Below are 18,503 nucleotides of genomic sequence, written 5' to 3'. Positions count from 1 at the left end.
GGACTGCGGACCAGCGCGAGGCAGAGAGGAGGTGGATGTCCGCACCGCACCTGCAGCCCGATGACAGCGGCCGCCACAGTGGCCCCGCCACACGCTGGTCGTGCCAGGCAGACGGGGGTGCCGCACCGCCCCACGCTGCGCTGGAACGTCGGACACGACGAGGCGACCGGAGAGCAGAGCTGGGGATGTGCGAAGCAAGAAAGAGGTGACATGCCGCTTCGCACGAACCCTCCGGTCATCCCGGCTCTGAGGCTCAGCAAGCCGGGAGGTCGATGACCGCTTATTCGCGCGCTCTAGCTCTCAGTCACCGGTTGCTGGCGGGCTGGCCACTTTTCCGCGTGTCCGTCGTGAGTTGCTGAGCAACGTGCCGGGCGAAGGCCGGATCGGCGTGGATGCGGGCCACGACATCGTCGGCGATGCGGTTGACGTCGATGGGTCCCGAGAACTCAGCCGAAACGTGCTGTGGGAATTGGTAGTCAGTTCGACCGTCGTAGGCGCTCTGCCCATCGTCGCCATAGGCAGTGAGGACGTGATCGAAAACTCGCTGCACCTTCGATGTAAAGATGTCGACGGTGTAAGGCGTCTCGGGCAAGCCCTGGTCCAGGACCCGCCGAATCGTGCTGTCTACGTCGTTCTTCACGTCAACCTTGCGGCGCCAGTCCTGGACGAGCTTGTCGTGCAGGTGCTCCAGAAGCCTCTTGGCGCTAGCCTTCACCGTCGCGCGCTCGTCGTCGGTCAACACCGGTTCCGGTTGGGTCAATAGGTCGAAGATCGCGAGTTCTTCCTCGGTCAGCCCCTCACGCGTCGAGCGTTCCTCTTCCTTCGTCAGGGTTTGGGACAGGTCGATCAGGCGTCGCAAGTACTCGTCGATGTTCACACTGCCGGCGTTGTAGTCATCGATCAGCTGCTCGATCCGCTCGACAAGTTCATACCGAGTCGGGTTCCGCACCGCAGCACCGATGGCTTGCTGGCGGAGCAACTGCGCCAGCCGGTCGGTTTCGGCTCGCTCACGGCCGGCGAACTTGGCAGCCAACGCCTCGAAGTCGATCAAAGACAGATCGATCAGTGGATCTGGCTTGGACCCTTCAGCCGCCGCGCGAATGACGTACTCCTCGGCGCCCACCGATCGGTCGAGCAACGCGTCGACCGCGTCCGCGGCTTCCGCGATGTCTGCCTCAGGCGGACGCGTCACCTCCGCGATGCGTTCGGCTATCACCCGGATCGCGGCGACGTTGCGCTGTTGAGCGGCGGCGTTCGGGTTGGGCAGGAGCGCCTTGAAGAGCTTGCGAACCTGGCGGGCCTTCTGCTGGAAGTCGGTGCGGGTCTCCTCGTCCACGAGTAGCGCCTCGACGGCGGCGTCGCGCTTGGCGACGTGGTCGAACCCTTCGGCGTCCCGCATTGCGGCCAAGTCCACCCCCAGGCCGGAGCAGAACTCGAACACCTCGGCCACGGCTGCACCCAGCTCACCCGCGAGCGCGTCGATGATCTCAATGGGCGACTCGCCGGCGGCGGCAGCCCCGTAGATCGCGAGGGCCTTCTCCAGATTCCGGAAGACACCGACGTAGTCGACGATCAGCCCGTTGTCCTTCTCCGGAAAGACACGGTTGGCACGGGCGATGGTCTGCATCAACGTGTGGTTCCGCATCGGCCGGTCCAGGTAGACGGTCGAGACGCTCGGCGCGTCGAAGCCGGTCATCCACATCGCACAAACGAACACCAACCGCAGCGGATCCTCTGCGTCCTTGAACTTCTCCGCGAGGTCCTCGCGGATCGTCCGCTCCCGGTGCGGCCTGATGTCCAGACCGAGATCGTCGAGCATCTTCAGCTCGTTCTGACTCTGCGAGACCACCACGGCCATGTCCGTGGTCTCCATCAGCTCGATCCGCGAGGCCAGCCAGGGACGCTCCAGCTCAGGCAACGCATCGTGTTCGGCCCTCAACTCGGCCAGGTGCTCGGCCCAGGCGTGCTGGATCAAGTTGTACATCCGGACTGCAGCAGCCTTGTCCAGGCCCACGTACATCGCCTTGCCGCTGAAGCCGCGGCCGACGAAGTGGGCCACCAGATCCTTTGCGATGGTCTTGAGACGCTCGGGTCGGGTCAGCAACGTGTACTGCGTGCCGAAGGCTCGCGCCAACTGCCCCTCGGCGTCCTCATCAAGCTCAGCCTCCTCGAGGAGGGTGTTCAGCTCGTCGGAGAAGTTCTCGTTGACCAGCTGCAGCTCGGGAATGCGGTTCTCGTAGTAGAGCGGGACCGTCGCGCCATCCTCGATGGCGTCGCGGAAGTTGTAAACGCTGACGTAATCACCGAACTGATCGCGGGTCGCCTGCTCCTCGCCGGCGATCAGCGGTGTGCCGGTGAAGCCCATCATCGAGGCGTTGGGGAGCGCGGTGCGCATGTTGAGGGCGAGGGTGTCGTACTGGCTGCGGTGCGCCTCGTCGGTGATGACGATGACATCTGAGCGGTCTGAGAGCACCGGCATCTGCCGCTCTTCCAGGCTCTTGGACGGCTGGAACTTTTGGATCAGAGTGAACACGTAGCGGTGGTCGGCCGCCAGGAGTTCGCGCAGGTGGGCTACGGACTCCGCGTGCACCCTTGCTTCCGGTGAGATTGCTCCAGCGTCGGCGAACTCGCCGTGGAGTTGGGTGTCGAGTTCGGTTCGGTCGGTGACCATGACGAAGGTCCACCGGCCGGGCACTTGGCGTAGCACCTTCTGGGTGAACCACAACATCGACAGCGACTTGCCCGAGCCCTGGGTGTGCCAGAAGACCCCGAGGCGCTTGTCGTGCTCCGCACGGGCCCGGTGGAGATTGTCGATTGCTGCCTTGACGCCGAGGTACTGATGGGAACGCGCCAAGACCTTAATTAGGCCACCCGGACGCTCCATGTAGGCCACGAAGTTCTCCAGCAAGTCGAGCAGGACCACTGGATCGCAGGTGCCGCGTAGGGCCGTCTCCAAGGCGATCGCGCCGCGGGTGCCTAGTGCGTCGATGACTTTCCAGTCGTTGAAGAACTCCCACGGTGAGTACGTCGACCCAACCTTGGCGTGGCTGCCGTTGGACAGCAGCAGGAAGCAATTCGGGATGAACAGTTGCGGGATCGTGTCGCGGTAGTCAGTCAGGTTGTTGTCGTAGGCCGACTTGACCGGCTCGTTGGGCTCCTTGAACTCCATCAGCACTAAGGGGACACCGTTGACAAAGAGCGCAACATCGAGGCGTCGGCTGTGCAGATTGCCCTTGACCCACATCTGCTGCACGGCAAGCAAGTCGTTGGTCGCGGGTTTGCTCAGATCGAGGTAGCGCAGTGTCTCGATCTGCTTCGCGCCGCTGTCGTCCGACCACTCAGCTAGGTAGCCGTCACGCAGCAGGGCGTGGACTTCACGGTTGGCGCGGACCCGGTCCATGGCCGAGCGGTCCTTGATCAGCGCCTCGATGGCCTCATTGATCGACGTATCGGGGACATGCTCGGAGTTAAGCTTGCGCATCGCAAACCGCAGTCGGTGGGTAAGGACGACGTCGTGTTGCGATTCACGGCCGAGCGTTCCCTGCGACCCGAGGATTTCGTGGAACGCGTCAACAGGCGTCCAGCCGAGCTCCCTCAACAACTCCATGCTCGGCTTCTCCACGTACAGGTACTCCGCCCCCGTCGGCACCATCAAGCCACCCGCCTACCAATTAACCCGTCCAAGTGAAGCGCCGACACGTCAATCCTGCCTGTGACCAGCCTGGGCAGCAACAGGTCCCGCAATTCTGCGAGCTTCTCGCTCTGAAGCGAGAGTGCGGCCGCATGTGACCCTAGTGGGTCGACGAGTACTTGGAAGGACTCGAGCAAGGCCATCGGCGGGATCAAGAATTGTCGCGCATAAGCGCTCTCGCGACTGAGCCCGGGCACGGCGGCGTGAGAGTTAGTGAACTCGGTGCGCCGTAATTGCTCTGCGACGAATCTCAGCGGCAAGTCGGTGGCCACGAAGTACGCCGTATCGATCGGCCAGCAAGGCCCGTCGACCCAGTGAATGCTCCCAACGTTGCCCTTGCGCCCGACTACGATCGCGGGTCCACCGACGACTGACGAATCATGCCAACCGACGACGCCGGCAGAACTGACGACGGCCACGTGGCCACCGCGTCTGGCGTCCGCCTTGAGGGCCTTGCCGTACTTGAGTTCGAGAACATCCCCGACGGTTCCCGCTGTCCAGCCCTCAGGGATGGGGCCGAGGGCGGAGTCGACCAGTGGCACCTCGCCGTGGCCGGGGTAGCGGAACTTCACAAACCACTCGCGGTAGATGGCCCGCGCCATCTCCTCCAGCACCTCGATCCGCCGACGGTTGTTCTCGATCAGGTCGTTCAGGGAGCAGAGGACCTGGGCAATCCGGTCTTGTACAGCTCGATCGGGAAGCCGAACCTTCATGGCCTTCGCCGAACCCACGTTGAAGTGTTGTTGCGCCGACCCTACAAGCTGTGACTTCACAGTCTGCTGCCCGTAGACCGAGTTGAAGAGGCCCGCCAGGAGGTGTGGATTGAGGCGATCTGACGGGGTGATGACCACAAGATCAGCGCAGTTGGCACCATCTAGATAATCAGGGATCACCGCCGCGGTCCCGGGGTAGCCAGTCCTGACCACAACGACGTCGCCCGCAGCGAGCGCTGACTTGCGCAGTTTGGCGTTGAAATCATCGCCGATGAATAGCAGCCCTTTCGTGTTGATGACGAAAGGATGCACATTTTGCGAGCGCAGAAATGGGACACCCTGCTCTACGTACTCGGTTGCCATCTTGCCGACGTGTCCAACCGTTACTCGCTCACACACGTCGCCTAGGACTACCTCTCGCCACTCGCTCATGAGCCGAGGATCCCTCGGATGGCGGCATCCACCTTGGACCGGAGCACGTCCGCCTCGTCACTCAGCATCGTGAACTCCTCGTACAACGCTTCGAGGTCACCCGTGAAGTCGACGTCGCTCTCGTCGACGGCGACGGTACCGGTGTAACGGCCGGGGTTGAGGCTCCAGCCCTGGGCTTCGATCTCGGCGCGAGTGGCAACCTTGCACAGGCCCGGAACATCGACGTACTCGCCGTCGGGGAAGTGCTCCTTGAGCAAGACCTCGCTACCGGCGATGTTCTCCACTTCCTCACCTCGGTAAAGCAGGGCGATGTTGGCGAGGAACTCGACCTGCTCGGGTAGGAAGTCGCGATGGGCGCGGTCGATCTGGCGGTAGGTGTGCCGGGCGTCGATGAAGAGGACAGTGTCCTCGCGCGCAGTACTTACCTTGGCCTTGTCGAGGAACCAGAGGGTCACCGGAAGGGTTACGGTGTAGAAGAAGTTGGAGCTGACCGCGACCATCACGTCGACGGTGCCGGACTCGATCAGTTGCTTGCGGATCTCCTTCTCGGAGTAGCCCGCGTCGCCGGCCGAGTTGGCCATGACGAAGCCAGCACGACCTTCGGGACCCAAGGCCGCATAAAACTCTTGGATCCAGAGGTAGTTCGCGTTGTCGTTTCGCGGCAGTCCAAAGGGAAAGCGCTTGTCGCCCGCGAGCTGTTCCTTCTTGACCTTGTCGACGTTGAACGGGGGGTTGGCCATCACGTAGTCGAAGGCGCCGACGGCGCCGTGCGGGTCCTCGTAGTAGCTGTTGGCCTGACGGATGTCACCAGACAGTCCGTGCAGGGCGAGGTTCATCTTCGCCAGCGGAAGCGTGTCATCGGTCTTCTCTGCGCCGAAGATGGACAACTTGCGAGTGGCAGATCCGTTGTGGCGCTCGACGAACTTGGCACACTGGACGAACATGCCGCCGGAGCCACAGGCTGGGTCGAAGACGCGACCTTGGAACGGTTCCAGGATCTCCACGATGAGTCGGACGATGGAGTAGGGGGTGAAGTACTCACCACCGCCCTTGCCCTCCTGCGCAGCGAAGTTGGAGAGGAAATCTTCGTAGATGAAACCAAAGGCGTCGCCTTCGAGTTGATCTGGAAGCGGGGCGAACAGACGCAGCAACTCGATCAGCGTCGAGCGCTCAAGCTTCTGGTAGCCCCGCGGCAGGATATCCTTGAGCTCGGGGTTGGCGGTCTCGATCGCCTTGATGGCCTCATCGACGGCCTTGCCGATGTCGTCGCCCTCCGGAAGGTCATTGAGGTACGACAGCCGAGCCTCGTCGGGGACGTACAGCACAGACTTCGCCTTGTAGTCGGCGATCGTCGCCGGGTTGCGGGCGCTGGCATTGGCTTCGACTTCGTCGCGCACCACCTCGAATCGGTTCTCGGCATACGCGAGGAACACCAGGCCCAGCACGGGGTCGCGGTACTGGCCCGGGGTGAGTTTCGAGTTGGCTCGCAGCTCATCTGCGGCAGCCCACAGCGTGGCCCGCACCGTGGCCAGGTCGGTTGCTTTCACTTTGAGGAGGCTATCCGCTGTTCATGGAGCCTCGCGCTCAAACCGCCGAAGTGGGCAAACTAACCGCCCACGGCCGGACCTTGAACGCACCGAAGCCGCCCCGACAGACGTCGCGGGCGGCTCAGGTGTACGCAGATCAGGCGGCCCCCCGATAGTTGCCGGAAGGCACACTCATTTTGCGAAGATCTCCGCTGCATTCTGCGAAGACCTCAGGGGTGGAGGTGGCGGGAATCGAACCCGCGTCCTCGGACGACGAACCAAGACTTCTCCGGGCGCAGCTGGCTAGACGTTCTACTCGGCTCCTGCACTCGCACCAGCACGTTGCAGACAAGCCCAGTCCTAGTTAATTTTCCCGATGAGTCCTAAGACGACTCTCATCAGGTGAGCCTCCTAAATGAGGCCAGGGTCCGGGACGGAGGCACGCCCGGTCTGACCCTTCGATCACTGCTCAGGCAGCGAGAGCGAAGTCAGTGCGCTTAGATTCGGCACTTATTGGTTTCCAAGGGACATTTACGAGTTGACCTTGGATTCTCGGCCCGCTTCTCTTGGAACTATCGACCCAAGTCGAAACCGATCACCCCCTATTGAGTTGTACTCGCGGTCGGGGCCGACCTGCTGCCCCGCTCGCGCCCTTCCACTCTACTGGTTCCCAACGCCGGCTTCCACCGGGTTGTTCCCCCGGGCTACTTCTCGCTCAGCACATCGAGCTTGAGCACCGACTTGACCGGGTTGCGCCAGTCCTCGCCCTGCAGCGCCTTCGCCCCACCGATGATGGTCAGCAGGAACCAGCCGAGGCCCATGAAGGGGAAGATCCAGTCGAAGATGTCGCCGGGCATCATCGCCGACACGATCCCGGCCACGATGAAGCTGATGGCGGAGATCACCTGGAAGTTGAAGGCCTTCGCGGCCTCGCGCCGGGCGTACGACCCGCTCGGAGAGACGGCGAAGACCAGACCCGGACCGAAGATCCAGAACAAGAACACCGAGAAGTGCGCAAAACCGGCGATGCCGCGACCGGCCTGCTGCTTGGTCTCAGGCCGGATCATCGGCTGGTACGCCGGGTGGACCCCCAGCGCCTGCGACGGCATCGGGACGGTGACCAGACCGTAGAAGGCCTCGTTCAGCTCGCGCCGGTTGTCCGAGGAGATGACCTGACCGATCCGGCGGTCGAACTCGTCCTCGGAGATCCGGCCTTCGGCGTACGCATTCTGCAACCACCGCTCGGCGCGGTCGCGTTGCTCATCAGTGACCTGCATCTTCAGGCTGGGGTGCTCATAGGCGGCGTTCATAGTTCCAAGCATCCCCGTTCGACTCCCCCGAGACATCAGGCACCTCCCCGGATCACCCCGGAGAATCCGCCGCCAGTGGACGCGGTTGGCGACACTGCCTCCGGCCACGACGGTCGCACCGAAAAGGAGTGGACGACACTCAGGTCGCCCGGCAGGCTGACCCTGTGCTCGACATCTCCGCTCTGGCGCCACCGGCCAACCTGTACACCGATCGGCTCCGTCTCGAGCCACTGGGACCACACCATATCGACGCCTCGATGGAACTGCTCACTGACCCGGAGGGTCAGATGATGACCGCCACCAGGGCGACGTACACCCGCGAGCACGTGCTGGATCATCTCTCCCGCGTCGCCGCCAGCGATGACCGGGCAGACTGGGCAATCGTCCGTACGTCGGACGAGCGATTCGTCGGCGAGGTGGTTCTCAATAGCCTCAGCGTGGACAACGAGTCGATGAACTATCGGATCGCGCTCGTGGGACCCGAGGTCTACGGCCAGGGATACGGAACAGAGGCAGGCCGGGCCGTGGTCGACTACGGACTCGATGTCGTTGGGCTGCACCGGATCTCCCTTGACGTCTTCCCGTTCAACCCCCGCGGTCTGCGCTCGTACGAGAAGATCGGCTTCCGCCAGGAGGGCGTCTTCCGTGAGGCACTGCGCTGGGAGGGTGAATGGCACGACGAAATCTGGATGGCCGTCCTGGCGACCGATCCGCGGCCGCCTGCGCCGCGACTTACCTGACTGGAGCGCAGGCAGGTCGCCGGTGGCCACGCCTGCGACGCTGTCATAGGTTAAGAGCATGACCGACAAACCAGAGATCGACTTTCCCGACGGCCCTCCCCCGGCCGACCTCGTCATCACCGACATCATCGTCGGCGACGGGGCCGAGGCCACGCCCGGCAGCCAGGTATTGGTGCACTACGTAGGTGTGACCCACAGCACCGGTGAGGAGTTCGACGCCTCCTACAACCGTGGCGCGCCGCTGGACTTCCCGCTCGGCGCCGGCCGCGTCATCCAGGGCTGGGACCAGGGCGTCGCCGGCATGAAGGTGGGCGGCCGCCGTCAGCTCGTCATCCCGCCCCACCTCGGCTACGGCGACCGTGGCGCCGGCGGCATCATCAAGCCGGGCGAGACGCTCATCTTCGTCCTCGACCTGGTCGACGTCCGCTGACCGGTTTGACCTAGGACGACCCACTGGCCGGACGAGCGCGCTGCGCTCTCCGGCCAGTGGCATCTCACCAGCTCCCGCCGCCACCGCCACCGCCGCCGCCACCGGAGAACCCGCCGCCGCCGAACGAGCTGCCGCCGCTGCCGAAGCCGGTCCCGCTGCTGCTGGACGGCGCCGGGGTCGCGGCGTTGGTCAGGCTGCTGGTCAGGAACGCGGTGTTGAAGACCGCCATGTTGTAGTTGCCGTAATACCAGTTCGGCGGCTGATCGGGCAGCCGTCCCATCTGGACCAGGTCTCCGCAGATCTTCGCCCACCGGTCGGCGAGCTCGAACATGATCGCCCAGGGCAGGTAGCGCGAGAAGATGTCCTCGCCCTCCTCGAACCGGAGCTGGTCGGCCTCGGCGGTGGCCAGGTAGGTCCGGAAGCCCTCCACCTGGTCGCACACCGCCCGCCCGTCCGGCGTGCGCTGCCCACGGCGCATCTTGTTGCGCACCACGATCACCGTGATCAGGATGGGCAGCAGCGGCAGCACCACCCACAAGACCCAGGCGCCGACGCCGAAGATGCCGAAGGCCACCAAGGCGATGGCGCCGAACCCGAAGCCGCTGGTTGCGGTGGCGGACGGCACCTTGCGGAACCAGCCACGCGAGGCGACCTGGTTGCGGACCGACGTCTGCAGCGCCCGGTGCGCGTCCAGCATGCTGCCGCGCTGGGACAGGTCCTTGACGGCCCCGGGCGGACGACCGGCGAACAGGCTGTTGAGCAGCACCATCTCGTGCGGCGCGACGGCGCGCGACGGGTCGACCAGCGTGACCCGGAAGTCGTCGGCCGACTCGCTCTGCACAGTCAGGGCGCCACGGACGGCGAGGTCGATGATGGTGGCGGCGGTCTCGCGGGGGTCCACCTGTCCGTCGACCAGCAGCCCGGCCTCGGCCACCGGGATCTTCGGCGGCGAGAACGCGACCGGAATCGGCATGCCGGGATCGTGGTAGACCACCGGGGCCGTCTCGCCGGGCCGCGGCACCGTGCCCGGCGCCAGGCCCGCGTAACGCTGGTCCCGGCCGTGCTTGCGATACCAGAGCACCCCGACCAAAGGCGACCCGATCAGGATGACCAGCGCTCCGGCGCCGGCCACGCCGGCCAGCACCTTCTGACCCGCGGTGAGCTTGGAGCCGTCCGGCTCGAGGTGCGGCTTGTTGTCGCTGACCAGGCCCGACGCGACCTTGACGCCGATGGTGACGCCCTCGCCGGGCGACAGGTCGGCGGCCCGGAACACGGCTTCGCCGTCGGAGACGGAGCTGGTGCAGGTGTCCTTGCTGCCGGGCTCTCCGGCGAAGCAGGTGGTGCCGCGCGCGCCACCCGGCACCGTCGCGGTGATGCTGACCTGCTTGATGGTGGCATCCCACCCGAACCCGGTCGCATCCCAGTAGAGCTCGTCATAGTCGGCGAAGGAGCGCATCGCCCCCACCACGTCGTAGCTGATCGTGTATTCGGCGGTGTCGCTTCGGATGGTGCGGTCCGGGTCGCCGATCCGGATCCGAAGCTGCTCCTCGCGGCCCTTCTGGCTCTCCACCGTGGTCTCGGTGAACTCATCAGGGGCGTCCGGGCTGGACACCTTCACGTTGTCGATCGTGTAGACGACGTCCTGGTCGGTGTTGCCGTCGGGCTCGCGGGTGACCAGGTAGCGGTCGATCCCGTGCCGGCCCGACGAGCCGAACCGGTAGACGATGTTCTCGGTGACCTTCAGGACGCCGTCCGACCCCAGCTCGTAGCGAATGTCGAAGCTGTCGATCACGTCGCCTGCGGCGTGGGCCTGCGACGGGGCGGTGACCGTCAGCCCCAGCGACACCGCCAGCCCGAGCAGCGCGGCGAGGAACCATCGGATCGCCGGCGTGGCGAGCGGGGACTGTCGTGCGGCAACGACTCGCGACTGCGGCATCCTCACTCCCCCCGGTTCCGGGCAGCCAGCGCCCGCTCGGCTTCACGTCGGTGCTCCCGCTCGGCGAGCGTCTGCCGCTTGTCGTACTCCCGCTTGCCGGTGGCCAGGGCGATCTCGACCTTGGCGTACCCGTCGGCGAAATAGATCGCCAGCGGGACCAGGGTGGTGCCGTTGGAGGCCAGCTCACGCTGGATCTTGGCGATCTCTCGCCGGTTCAGCAACAGCTTGCGGGTACGCCGGGCGGTGTGGTTGGTCCAGGTGCCATGGCTGTATTCCGGGATGTGCGCGGCACGCAGCCACACCTCGCCGTCGTCCACCGTCGCGAACGCGTCCACCAGAGAGGCTCTGCCTTCGCGTAGCGACTTCACCTCGGTGCCGCCCAGCACGATGCCCGCTTCCCAGGTGTCGTGGATGTGATAGTCGTGGCGCGCCTTCTTGTTCTGCGCCACCATCTTGCGTTCGCCCTGCTTCGCCATTGCTCCATCATCTCTGTCCAGTCCAACGACTTGTGGACCCAGGGTGTCACAGGACCTTGACCGGTCGGACAAGCCAGCAGCGCCCCACCCGTACCAGACGGATGGGGCGCGGCGTGGTCCAGGTCGATCAGTACCAGGTCATCGGGTTGGCCAGGCCACCGTCCAGCCACACCATCAGGTGCAGGTGGCAGCCGGTCGAGTAGCCGGTCGTCCCGACGTAGCCGACGACCTGACCCTTGCTGACCCGCTCCCCCACGCCCACGGTGTAGCGGATCGCGTGGTTGAAGCCGGTGGTCACGTAGCGACCGTTGACCACACCGTGGTCGATCATCAGCCGGTTACCGTAGCCGGCGTTGAAGTATTTCTCCGAGACCCGACCCGAGTACGGGGCGCGGATCGCGGTGCCGCAGCCGGCGCCGAAGTCGGTGCCGTCATGCAGCTTCCAGACGTGCAGCACCGGGTGGAAGCGCATCCCGTAGGCCGACGTGATCGGGGCGCTGACCGGATAGCTGAAGCCCTGCGTCACTGAGCTGGAGCTGGATCCCGACGACGAGCTCTTCTTCCGCTTCGTCGCCTTCTTCTTCGGCGTGCTGGCCTTCTTCGGCGCGCTCACCCTGGGTGAGGTGTTGGCCCTGTTGGAGCTGGACCTTCTGGACTGCTGCGCCTTCTTCTGTGCGGCCCGCTCCGCCCGTTCCTTCGCCGCGGCCCGCTCGGCCGCCTTGGCTGCGGCCGCCTTCGCCGCGCGATCGGCGGCGGCCTTCCGAGCCGCCTCTGCCTTGGCCTTGGCGATCCGATCGGCGATCCGCTTCTCCACCGCAGCCCGCTCGGCGGCGAGGTTGTCGAGCCGCTGCTGGTCGGTGGCGACCTCGGCGGAGGCAGCCGCCTGAGCGACGGTGCGCTGCTGCAGCAGCGCCGCGACCTGGGCCTGCTGGGTCACCGCCTGCTGCTCGAGCACCTTCTTGGCGGCAAGGTTCTCGGCGGCGACCTTGCGGTCCGCGGCGATCTGCTTCTCGATCTCAGCCTGCTTCGCCCGCTGGGCGGTCAGCTGACGCTGCAGCTCGGTGAGCCGGTCGATCTGTGCCTTGGTGGTGTCGAACATGGTCGTGGACCACTGCAGCCGAGTCTGCAGATCCGAGGTGGAGTTGCTCTCCACCAAGATGGCGATCGGCAGCAGGTTGGTCTGCTGCTGGTACTGGTCGCGGACCATGTTGCCGGCCATCGCCTTCTCGGCGTCCAGCTTCTTCTGCCCGGCCACGACAGCGGCCTTGGCCTTGGCCAGCTCGACCTGCGCCTTCTTCAGCTTGGCGGCCATGGCGACGTCCTTGCGGTGCGCCTCAGCCAGCTCGAGCCGCGTCTGGGCCAGCGCCGCCTGCGCGATCTCCAGCGAGCCCTGGGCCTGCTGAACCGCGACGACCGCGGCGGACAGCTCGTTGGAGGACTCGTTGAGGTCCCGCTTGGTCTTGGCGATCTGCTGCTTGACCTGCTCGCGCTTGTCAGTCAGCTCGTCAGCCGAAGCCACCGGGGCGAGCATGGTGAACCCCACCGCCGACGCCACCGTGACGGCAAGGGACACCCGCACGGTGCGGCGCGAGCCGGACGTCGAGTCGCGCAGCGACTGCAGCCCGCGACCCAGTCGGTCGGTCGCGCCCTCAGACACGGACATCATCGTGAGCGTCATGCTCGACGTGAGCCGGGCGATGCACCCACGTCGTGATGCGTCGTCGTCCGGAACGCTCTTGCGAGCGTAGGGAAGATCCGGAACCACAGCTTTCCCCAATCATTCGATGGCGACCTCAGTCCCGAGATCTGAGGCTCAAGGTGTGATTGAGGGTTAGCTCAGGTCACACTCTCAAGTACTTTCTGGTCGTTATCAGCGTGGGAATGATAGCCAGCAGAAGTCCTACGATGGCAACCCCGCCGCAGGCCAAAAGCGCTTGGTTGCGCCCAATCCAAGGTAAAGACTGAATCGAGGGTTCAGCCTTTTTCGTGATGATGAAGTAAACGCCTGATGCCAATGTGACGCATGCGAGGCCTGCGCCGATGAGGGCGGAGATGACTGCTTCAAAGAGGAAGGGCAGCGTGATATAGAGGTTGCTCGCCCCGACCAGCCGCATGATGCCGATCTCGCGACGCCGTGCGAACGCCGCCATCCGGATGGTGTTGCCGATCTGCAGCGCGGCAGCGAACAGCAGCAGCGCGGACGAGATGATGGTCCCCCACTGGAGCAGGTTGAGCCAGCTGAAGAACGGGTCGAGATATTTCCGCAGGTCCTGCACCGCCTGCACCCCCTGCAGGCCGGCGACAGCGCTCACCACACCTTCGTACTGCTCCGGGTTCTTCAGCTTGACCCGGAACGACTCCTGCATCTGCTCAACGGTCAGCGAGTCCTGAATGGGGTTGTTCTCGTACGCCTTGCGGAATTCCTCGAACGCCTGCTGCTTGTCTTCGAAATAGACGCTGGCCACCTCGGGATTGCCTTCCAGCGTCTGCCGGATGACGTCCTTCTGCTGCTGGCTCACTTCCTGGCCGGGCGAGCACTGGTCGCCGCGGGTGTCGGCGGTGCACAAGAAGACCGAGATCTCGATCTTGTCGTACCACCGGCCCTTCATCAGGTCGACCTGCTGGTTGGCCAGCAGGCCGGCGCCGAACAGCGACAGCGAGACCCACATGGTCATGATGACCGCCAGGGTCATGGTCAGGTTGCGACGCAGGCCGCTACCGGTCTCGGAGAAGATGTGACGGAAACGCATCAGAGTTCCTCAGCTGGACGAGGGGTGGAAGTCGTGGACGGGCGCATCGGGATCACTGGTACCCGTAGACGCCGCGACTCTGGTCGCGAACGACCTCGCCGTTGTCGAGCTCGATCACCCGCTTGCGCATCTGGTCGACGATGGTGGAGTCGTGCGTGGCCATCAGCACCGTGGTGTCGGCCCGGTTGATCCGGTCCAGCAGCTTCATGATGCCGACACTCGTGGCCGGGTCGAGGTTTCCGGTCGGCTCGTCGGCGATCAGGATCATCGGCCGGTTGACGAACGCGCGGGCGATGGCCACCCGCTGCTGCTCACCGCCGGACAGCTCCTCCGGCAGCCGGTCGCCCTTGCCGTCCAGCCCGACCAGGTCCAGCACCTCGGGAACGACCCGCTTGATCGTCGCGGACGGCTTGCCGATCACCTGGAGAGCGAAGGCGACGTTCTCGGTCACCGTCTTGTTGGGGAGCAGCCGGAAGTCTTGGAAGACGGTGCCGATCTGGCGTCGCATGGCCGGAATCTTCCAGCTGTGCAGCCGGTTGAGCTCGCGGCCGGCGACGAAGACCTTGCCGCGGGTCGCCCGCTGCTCGCGGAGGATCAACCGGAGGAAGGTCGACTTGCCGGAGCCCGAGGCGCCGACGAGAAAGACGAACTCGCCCTTCTCGATCTCGACATCCACGCCCGACAGGGCAGCACGACGCTGTCCGTCATAGGTCTTGGACACACCTTCGAAACGAATCACAGTTGGCCTCAGGGAGGGTAGACGACGTGACGGTCGGCACCCATCCCGGGCACCGGCCACAGGCGAGTCTAAGTGACCGTTCTGTGATCTCCACGCTTTGCGCGCCGCCCGGGTCCCGGCGAGTCTCAGCCCGCGGCGAGCTCGCTGGTGCGACGCCAACGGATGCCGGAGTCGATGAACCCGTCGATCTCTCCGTCGAACACCGCCTCTGGGTTGCCCACCTCGAAGTCCGTTCGCAGGTCCTTGACCATCTGGTACGGGTGCAGCACATAGGAGCGCATCTGAGAGCCCCAGCTGTTGCCGCCGTCGCCCTTGAGCAGGTTCATCTCCGCCTCACGGTCCTGCCGCGCCTTCTCCAACAGCCGCGACTGCAGCACCCGCATCGCGGCCGCCTTGTTCTGCAGCTGTGACTTCTCGTTCTGGCAGGACACAACGATGCCGGTCGGCAGGTGGGTGATCCGCACCGCGGAGTCGGTGGTGTTGACGCTCTGGCCGCCCGGGCCCGACGAGCGGAACACGTCGATCCGCATGTCCGCCTCCGGGATCTCGATGTGGTCGGTCTCCTCGGTGACCGGCAGCACCTCGACGCCGGCGAACGAGGTCTGCCGACGGCCCTGGTTGTCGAACGGGGAGATCCGAACCAGTCGATGCGTGCCCTGCTCGACCGACAAGGTGCCGTACGCGTACGGGGCCCGCACCGTGAAGGTGGCTGACTTGATGCCGGCCTCCTCGGCGTAGGAGGTGTCATAGACCTCGGTGCCATAGCCGTGCCGTTCCGCCCAGCGCAGATACATCCGGAGCAGCATCGCCGCGAAGTCCGCGGCATCGACACCGCCGGCCTCGGACCGGATCGTCACCAGCGCCTCGCGCTGGTCGTACTCGCCGGAGAGCAGGGTGCGCACCTCCAGGGCGTCGATGGAACGGCGCAGCGAGGTGAGCTCGGTCTGCGCCTCGGCCAGGCTGTCGGCGTCGCTCTCCTCCTCGCTGAGCTGCACCAGCACGGCGAGGTCATCGAGGCGGGCACGCAGCGAGGTCAGCCGATCCAGCTCGGACTGGAGATAGGACAGCCGCGAGGTCACCCGCTGCGCGTTCTCCTGGTCGTCCCACAGATCGGGTGCGGCGACCTCCTCCTGCAGGGCGTCGATCTCGGCGCGCTTGCGCTCGGGGTCGATGACGGCCTCGATGGAGCTCAGCGCCATGTCGAGTTCTTGCAGGGATACAGAGATGTCAGGACCAGCCACGATCGTCCACTCTACTCAACCCCACCACCGGCACCGACCGTTCGCACCCGATGCGGGGTTGGCTAGGCTCCTCGTCCGACCCGGCGAGGACAGGAGCAGGATGAGCGAGCAGGTGCTGGCGATCGACATCGGTGGGACGAAGATCGCCGTCGCGCTGGTGGCCGCAGATGGCACCGTGCTGACCGAGGCGGTCCGACCCACGGTCGCCTCGTCCGATCCGGACGCTGTGTTCGCACCGGCCGCAGAGGCCATCGTTGCTGTGTTGTCGACGCCGACCGCGCAGGAGTCGCTGTCTCGTTCTGCGCAGCAACCGCTGCGGGTGGGGATCGGCTCGGCCGGCCCGGTCAACACCCCGGAGGGCACGATCTCGCCGGTCAACATCCCCGCCTGGCGCGACTTCCCGGTCGTCGAGCGCGCGGCGGCCGTGGTGGAGACGGCATTGGGCGTACGACCCCAGGTCGGACTGGCCGGTGACGGCCACTGCTTCGCCCTCGGCGAGCACTGGCTGGGCGCCGGTCGCGATGTCGACTCGATGGTCGGACTCGTCCTGTCCACCGGGGTCGGCGGTGGCGCGGTGCTGAACAACGAGCTGTTCGCCGGTCAGACCGGCAACGCGGTGCACCTCGGCCACATCAGCGTGAACGCCTGGGGTCCGCAATGCGTCTGCGGCTGCTACGGCTGCGTCGAGATGTACGCCCGCGGCCCGGCGCTGGTCGCCGCGGCCCAGGCCCAAGGGTGGACCGGCGGCGACGACGCCCAGGCTCTGACGGCCGATGCGCGCAACTCGGACCCGGTGGCGCTGTCGGTGATCGACCAGGGAATGCGGGCGTTGGCGGCCGGCATCGCCACCACGGCGACGGAGCTGGACGTACGCACGTTCGTCCTGGGCGGTGGCGTCTCCAAGGCCGGCGCGGTCATCTTCGACCCGCTCCGTCGACATCTGCGCGACTTCGCCGTGCTGGACTACGTCGTCGGGCTGGAGGTCCGAGCCGCCGTGCTGGACAACGCCGGCCTGCTCGGCGCCGCAGCGCTTGCCTTCCGCCAGTAGCCCCAGCCAGATTCAGTCGCGCTCGTCGGTGGCGAGCTCCTCGATCCGGACGAACACGTCCTCGCCGCGGGGCTCACGTACCGGCCAGTCGTGCACCCAGATGATGCCGAAGGCCGCCAGCGAGCAGACCAGGGCGACCACCTCGCCCAGGACCGACGTCCAGACGACCACCCCGCCCACCACGACCAGCAGGGCGACAGCCAGTCGGGCGCGGCTGGTGAGGTGTCCGTGGCGGGCACGCCAGGCCGCGTACGCAGTCCACGGGATCATCGCGAGCAGGATGAACACCCACGCGAAGACGGAAAGCGGGCCGCTGAAGGCGCCGCCGATCAGGCGGATCATCGCGACGAGGCAGACGAGACCGGTGAGGGCCCCGAGGCAGAACTGCAGGCGAGTGTTCGACATGGCCTTCTCCCAGGGGTGCTGCTGGAGCTGGTGATGCTGAGCGCCGAAGCGTTCGTCAGGTTCAGTTGTACCTGCCGCGGCCCAGCTCACGGTGCGTCCAACGTAGCCCACGAACGACCGCAGCCGAGTCACGTCGGCCATGTCGGGTGGATCAGGCTGCCCCTCGCGGTGGTGCTGCCCGGGCATCTCGTGGAGGCGCCGGTGGGCGATCCGAGCCGTCGGGCGGCATGGCAGACGGGTCACGCACCGGCTGCAGCTTCTCGGCCGGCACCCATTCGATGCTCAGCCGGTCGACGGTACGGCAGACGGCGACCTGGGCGGACCAGCCGGTGGCCAGGCTGGACGGCTGCGACTCCATCCGCCAGGCGATCACCAACCCCGGCGACGGCGGACCGTGCCCACCGGGTGCCTCCACCCACACGTGCCGGATGCGCGGTGCGTCCGGGGCGTAGATGATCCGGCGATCTTGCCGGAACCATCTGCTCACCGGCCCAGTATCGAACTTCTGTTCGATTTGAGCAAGCGCGCTCCATCGGTCGCCGAATAGCGGATCGCCGGGCACTGGGGTGAGCGCTGCTAGAAGGTGGAGCTGGTCTGTTCGAGGTAGCGGGCGACGATGCCGAGCTCTTCTTCGGTGAACTCGGCGTTGGTCTGATCGAGCGTTTCCGTGTATTGGCCGTAGCGGTTGATGATCGGCTCGATCCTCTCCGCGTCGAGTTCGATGTTGATGCCGCGCCGGTCCTGGCTGTCGCGTGCGCGGCGCAGGTATCCCGCCGACTCCAAGCGATCAAGCACACGGGTCACGGTGCTTGTCGGCAGGCCGGTGGTCTGACTGATCTGCTTGGGCGTACGGACGTCCTCACGTAAGACGAGCAGGTGCAGCGTCTGGAGGTCGGTGACGAGCAGGTCGAACTCGCGCGCGATGCGCTCGTTCCCGAGCACCGCGTTGACCAGCGCGCCCTGGAGCGCTCTCTGGATGCGGGCACTGTTGGGACTGGACATCGCACACCTCCGGACATAGTATCTCCGATACGGGACTATCCCGGTCTGGCATTTAACCAGGTTG

At 65.6% G+C, this 18,503-nt stretch carries 16 protein-coding genes and 1 other RNA gene; 3 read left to right on the top strand and 14 right to left on the bottom strand.

From position 1 onward, the window contains the following. Positions 1 to 304: 304 nt before the first annotated feature. The 5 genes from AC1XX3_RS11470 to AC1XX3_RS11450 all read right to left on the bottom strand — a co-directional run bounded on the left by AC1XX3_RS11470 (position 305) and on the right by AC1XX3_RS11450 (position 7,672). Complete coding sequence (locus AC1XX3_RS11470; protein ID WP_483321256.1) at positions 305 to 3,622, bottom strand: type I restriction endonuclease subunit R; 3,318 nt, start codon at positions 3,620 to 3,622, stop codon at positions 305 to 307. 29 nt (positions 3,623 to 3,651) lie between these two features. Continuing rightward, positions 3,652 to 4,836 (bottom strand): restriction endonuclease subunit S, encoded by a 1,185-nt coding sequence (locus AC1XX3_RS11465; RefSeq protein ID WP_483321255.1) that lies wholly within the window; start codon positions 4,834 to 4,836, stop codon positions 3,652 to 3,654. Further along, entirely contained in the window at positions 4,833 to 6,359 is a 1,527-nt protein-coding gene (locus AC1XX3_RS11460) for a type I restriction-modification system subunit M (protein WP_483321254.1), read from the bottom strand. The genes AC1XX3_RS11465 and AC1XX3_RS11460 overlap by 4 nt, the downstream gene beginning before the upstream one ends. Positions 6,360 to 6,596: 237 nt before the next feature. Then, positions 6,597 to 6,965, bottom strand: a transfer-messenger RNA (tmRNA) gene (gene ssrA, locus AC1XX3_RS11455). Positions 6,966 to 7,066: 101 nt separating this feature from the next. After that, complete coding sequence (locus AC1XX3_RS11450) at positions 7,067 to 7,672, bottom strand: magnetosome magnetite crystal formation protein family (protein ID WP_483321253.1); 606 nt, start codon at positions 7,670 to 7,672, stop codon at positions 7,067 to 7,069. A gap of 128 nt (positions 7,673 to 7,800) precedes the next feature. On the opposite strand from AC1XX3_RS11450, the gene AC1XX3_RS11445 reads away from it, so the two are divergent. Next, the gene (locus tag AC1XX3_RS11445) at positions 7,801 to 8,412 is read left to right on the top strand and encodes a GNAT family N-acetyltransferase (protein ID WP_483321252.1); all 612 of its coding nucleotides are present in this window, start codon (positions 7,801 to 7,803) and stop codon (positions 8,410 to 8,412) included. A 58-nt stretch (positions 8,413 to 8,470) separates the two neighbouring features. Further along, positions 8,471 to 8,842 carry an FKBP-type peptidyl-prolyl cis-trans isomerase gene (locus AC1XX3_RS11440; protein WP_483321251.1) on the top strand — a complete coding sequence of 124 codons (372 nt, stop codon included), beginning with the start codon at positions 8,471 to 8,473 and terminating at the stop codon, positions 8,840 to 8,842. A gap of 64 nt (positions 8,843 to 8,906) precedes the next feature. On the opposite strand, the gene AC1XX3_RS11435 is transcribed toward AC1XX3_RS11440, so the two are convergent. The 6 genes from AC1XX3_RS11435 to prfB all read right to left on the bottom strand — a co-directional run bounded on the left by AC1XX3_RS11435 (position 8,907) and on the right by prfB (position 15,942). Then, positions 8,907 to 10,778, bottom strand: coding sequence for a DUF2207 domain-containing protein (locus AC1XX3_RS11435; protein WP_483321250.1), 1,872 nt, complete (start codon positions 10,776 to 10,778; stop codon positions 8,907 to 8,909). Between the two features lie 2 nt (positions 10,779 to 10,780). Continuing rightward, a complete protein-coding gene (gene smpB, locus AC1XX3_RS11430; protein WP_483321249.1) occupies positions 10,781 to 11,254 on the bottom strand; it encodes an SsrA-binding protein SmpB in 474 nt (157 codons plus the stop codon). A 127-nt stretch (positions 11,255 to 11,381) separates the two neighbouring features. After that, positions 11,382 to 12,911 (bottom strand): peptidoglycan DD-metalloendopeptidase family protein, encoded by a 1,530-nt coding sequence (locus AC1XX3_RS11425; RefSeq protein ID WP_483321248.1) that lies wholly within the window; start codon positions 12,909 to 12,911, stop codon positions 11,382 to 11,384. A 184-nt stretch (positions 12,912 to 13,095) separates the two neighbouring features. After that, positions 13,096 to 14,004, bottom strand: coding sequence for a permease-like cell division protein FtsX (gene ftsX, locus AC1XX3_RS11420; RefSeq protein ID WP_483321247.1), 909 nt, complete (start codon positions 14,002 to 14,004; stop codon positions 13,096 to 13,098). 52 nt (positions 14,005 to 14,056) lie between these two features. After that, entirely contained in the window at positions 14,057 to 14,743 is a 687-nt protein-coding gene (gene ftsE / locus AC1XX3_RS11415) for a cell division ATP-binding protein FtsE (RefSeq protein WP_483321246.1), read from the bottom strand. Between the two features lie 125 nt (positions 14,744 to 14,868). Next, positions 14,869 to 15,942, bottom strand: coding sequence for a peptide chain release factor 2 (gene prfB / locus AC1XX3_RS11410; RefSeq protein ID WP_483322088.1), 1,074 nt, complete (start codon positions 15,940 to 15,942; stop codon positions 14,869 to 14,871). 142 nt (positions 15,943 to 16,084) lie between these two features. Here prfB and AC1XX3_RS11405 point away from each other — a divergent pair, with 142 nt between their 5' ends. Then, on the top strand, positions 16,085 to 17,032 hold the full coding sequence (locus tag AC1XX3_RS11405; protein ID WP_483321245.1) for an ROK family protein: 948 nt from the start codon (positions 16,085 to 16,087) through the stop codon (positions 17,030 to 17,032). A gap of 12 nt (positions 17,033 to 17,044) precedes the next feature. Here AC1XX3_RS11405 and AC1XX3_RS11400 read toward each other — a convergent pair whose 3' ends face one another. The 3 genes from AC1XX3_RS11400 to AC1XX3_RS11390 all read right to left on the bottom strand — a co-directional run bounded on the left by AC1XX3_RS11400 (position 17,045) and on the right by AC1XX3_RS11390 (position 18,439). After that, positions 17,045 to 17,437: a hypothetical protein gene (locus tag AC1XX3_RS11400; protein ID WP_483321244.1), complete on the bottom strand. Its 393-nt coding sequence runs from the start codon at positions 17,435 to 17,437 to the stop codon at positions 17,045 to 17,047. Positions 17,438 to 17,588: 151 nt separating this feature from the next. Then, on the bottom strand, positions 17,589 to 17,924 hold the full coding sequence (locus tag AC1XX3_RS11395; protein WP_483321243.1) for a hypothetical protein: 336 nt from the start codon (positions 17,922 to 17,924) through the stop codon (positions 17,589 to 17,591). 89 nt (positions 17,925 to 18,013) lie between these two features. Next, a complete protein-coding gene (locus AC1XX3_RS11390; protein WP_483321242.1) occupies positions 18,014 to 18,439 on the bottom strand; it encodes a MarR family winged helix-turn-helix transcriptional regulator in 426 nt (141 codons plus the stop codon). Between the last annotated feature and the right edge of the window lie 64 nt (positions 18,440 to 18,503).

The organism is Microlunatus sp. M237 (assembly GCF_056896895.1).
This window is presented reverse-complemented; position numbering and strand designations above follow the sequence as displayed.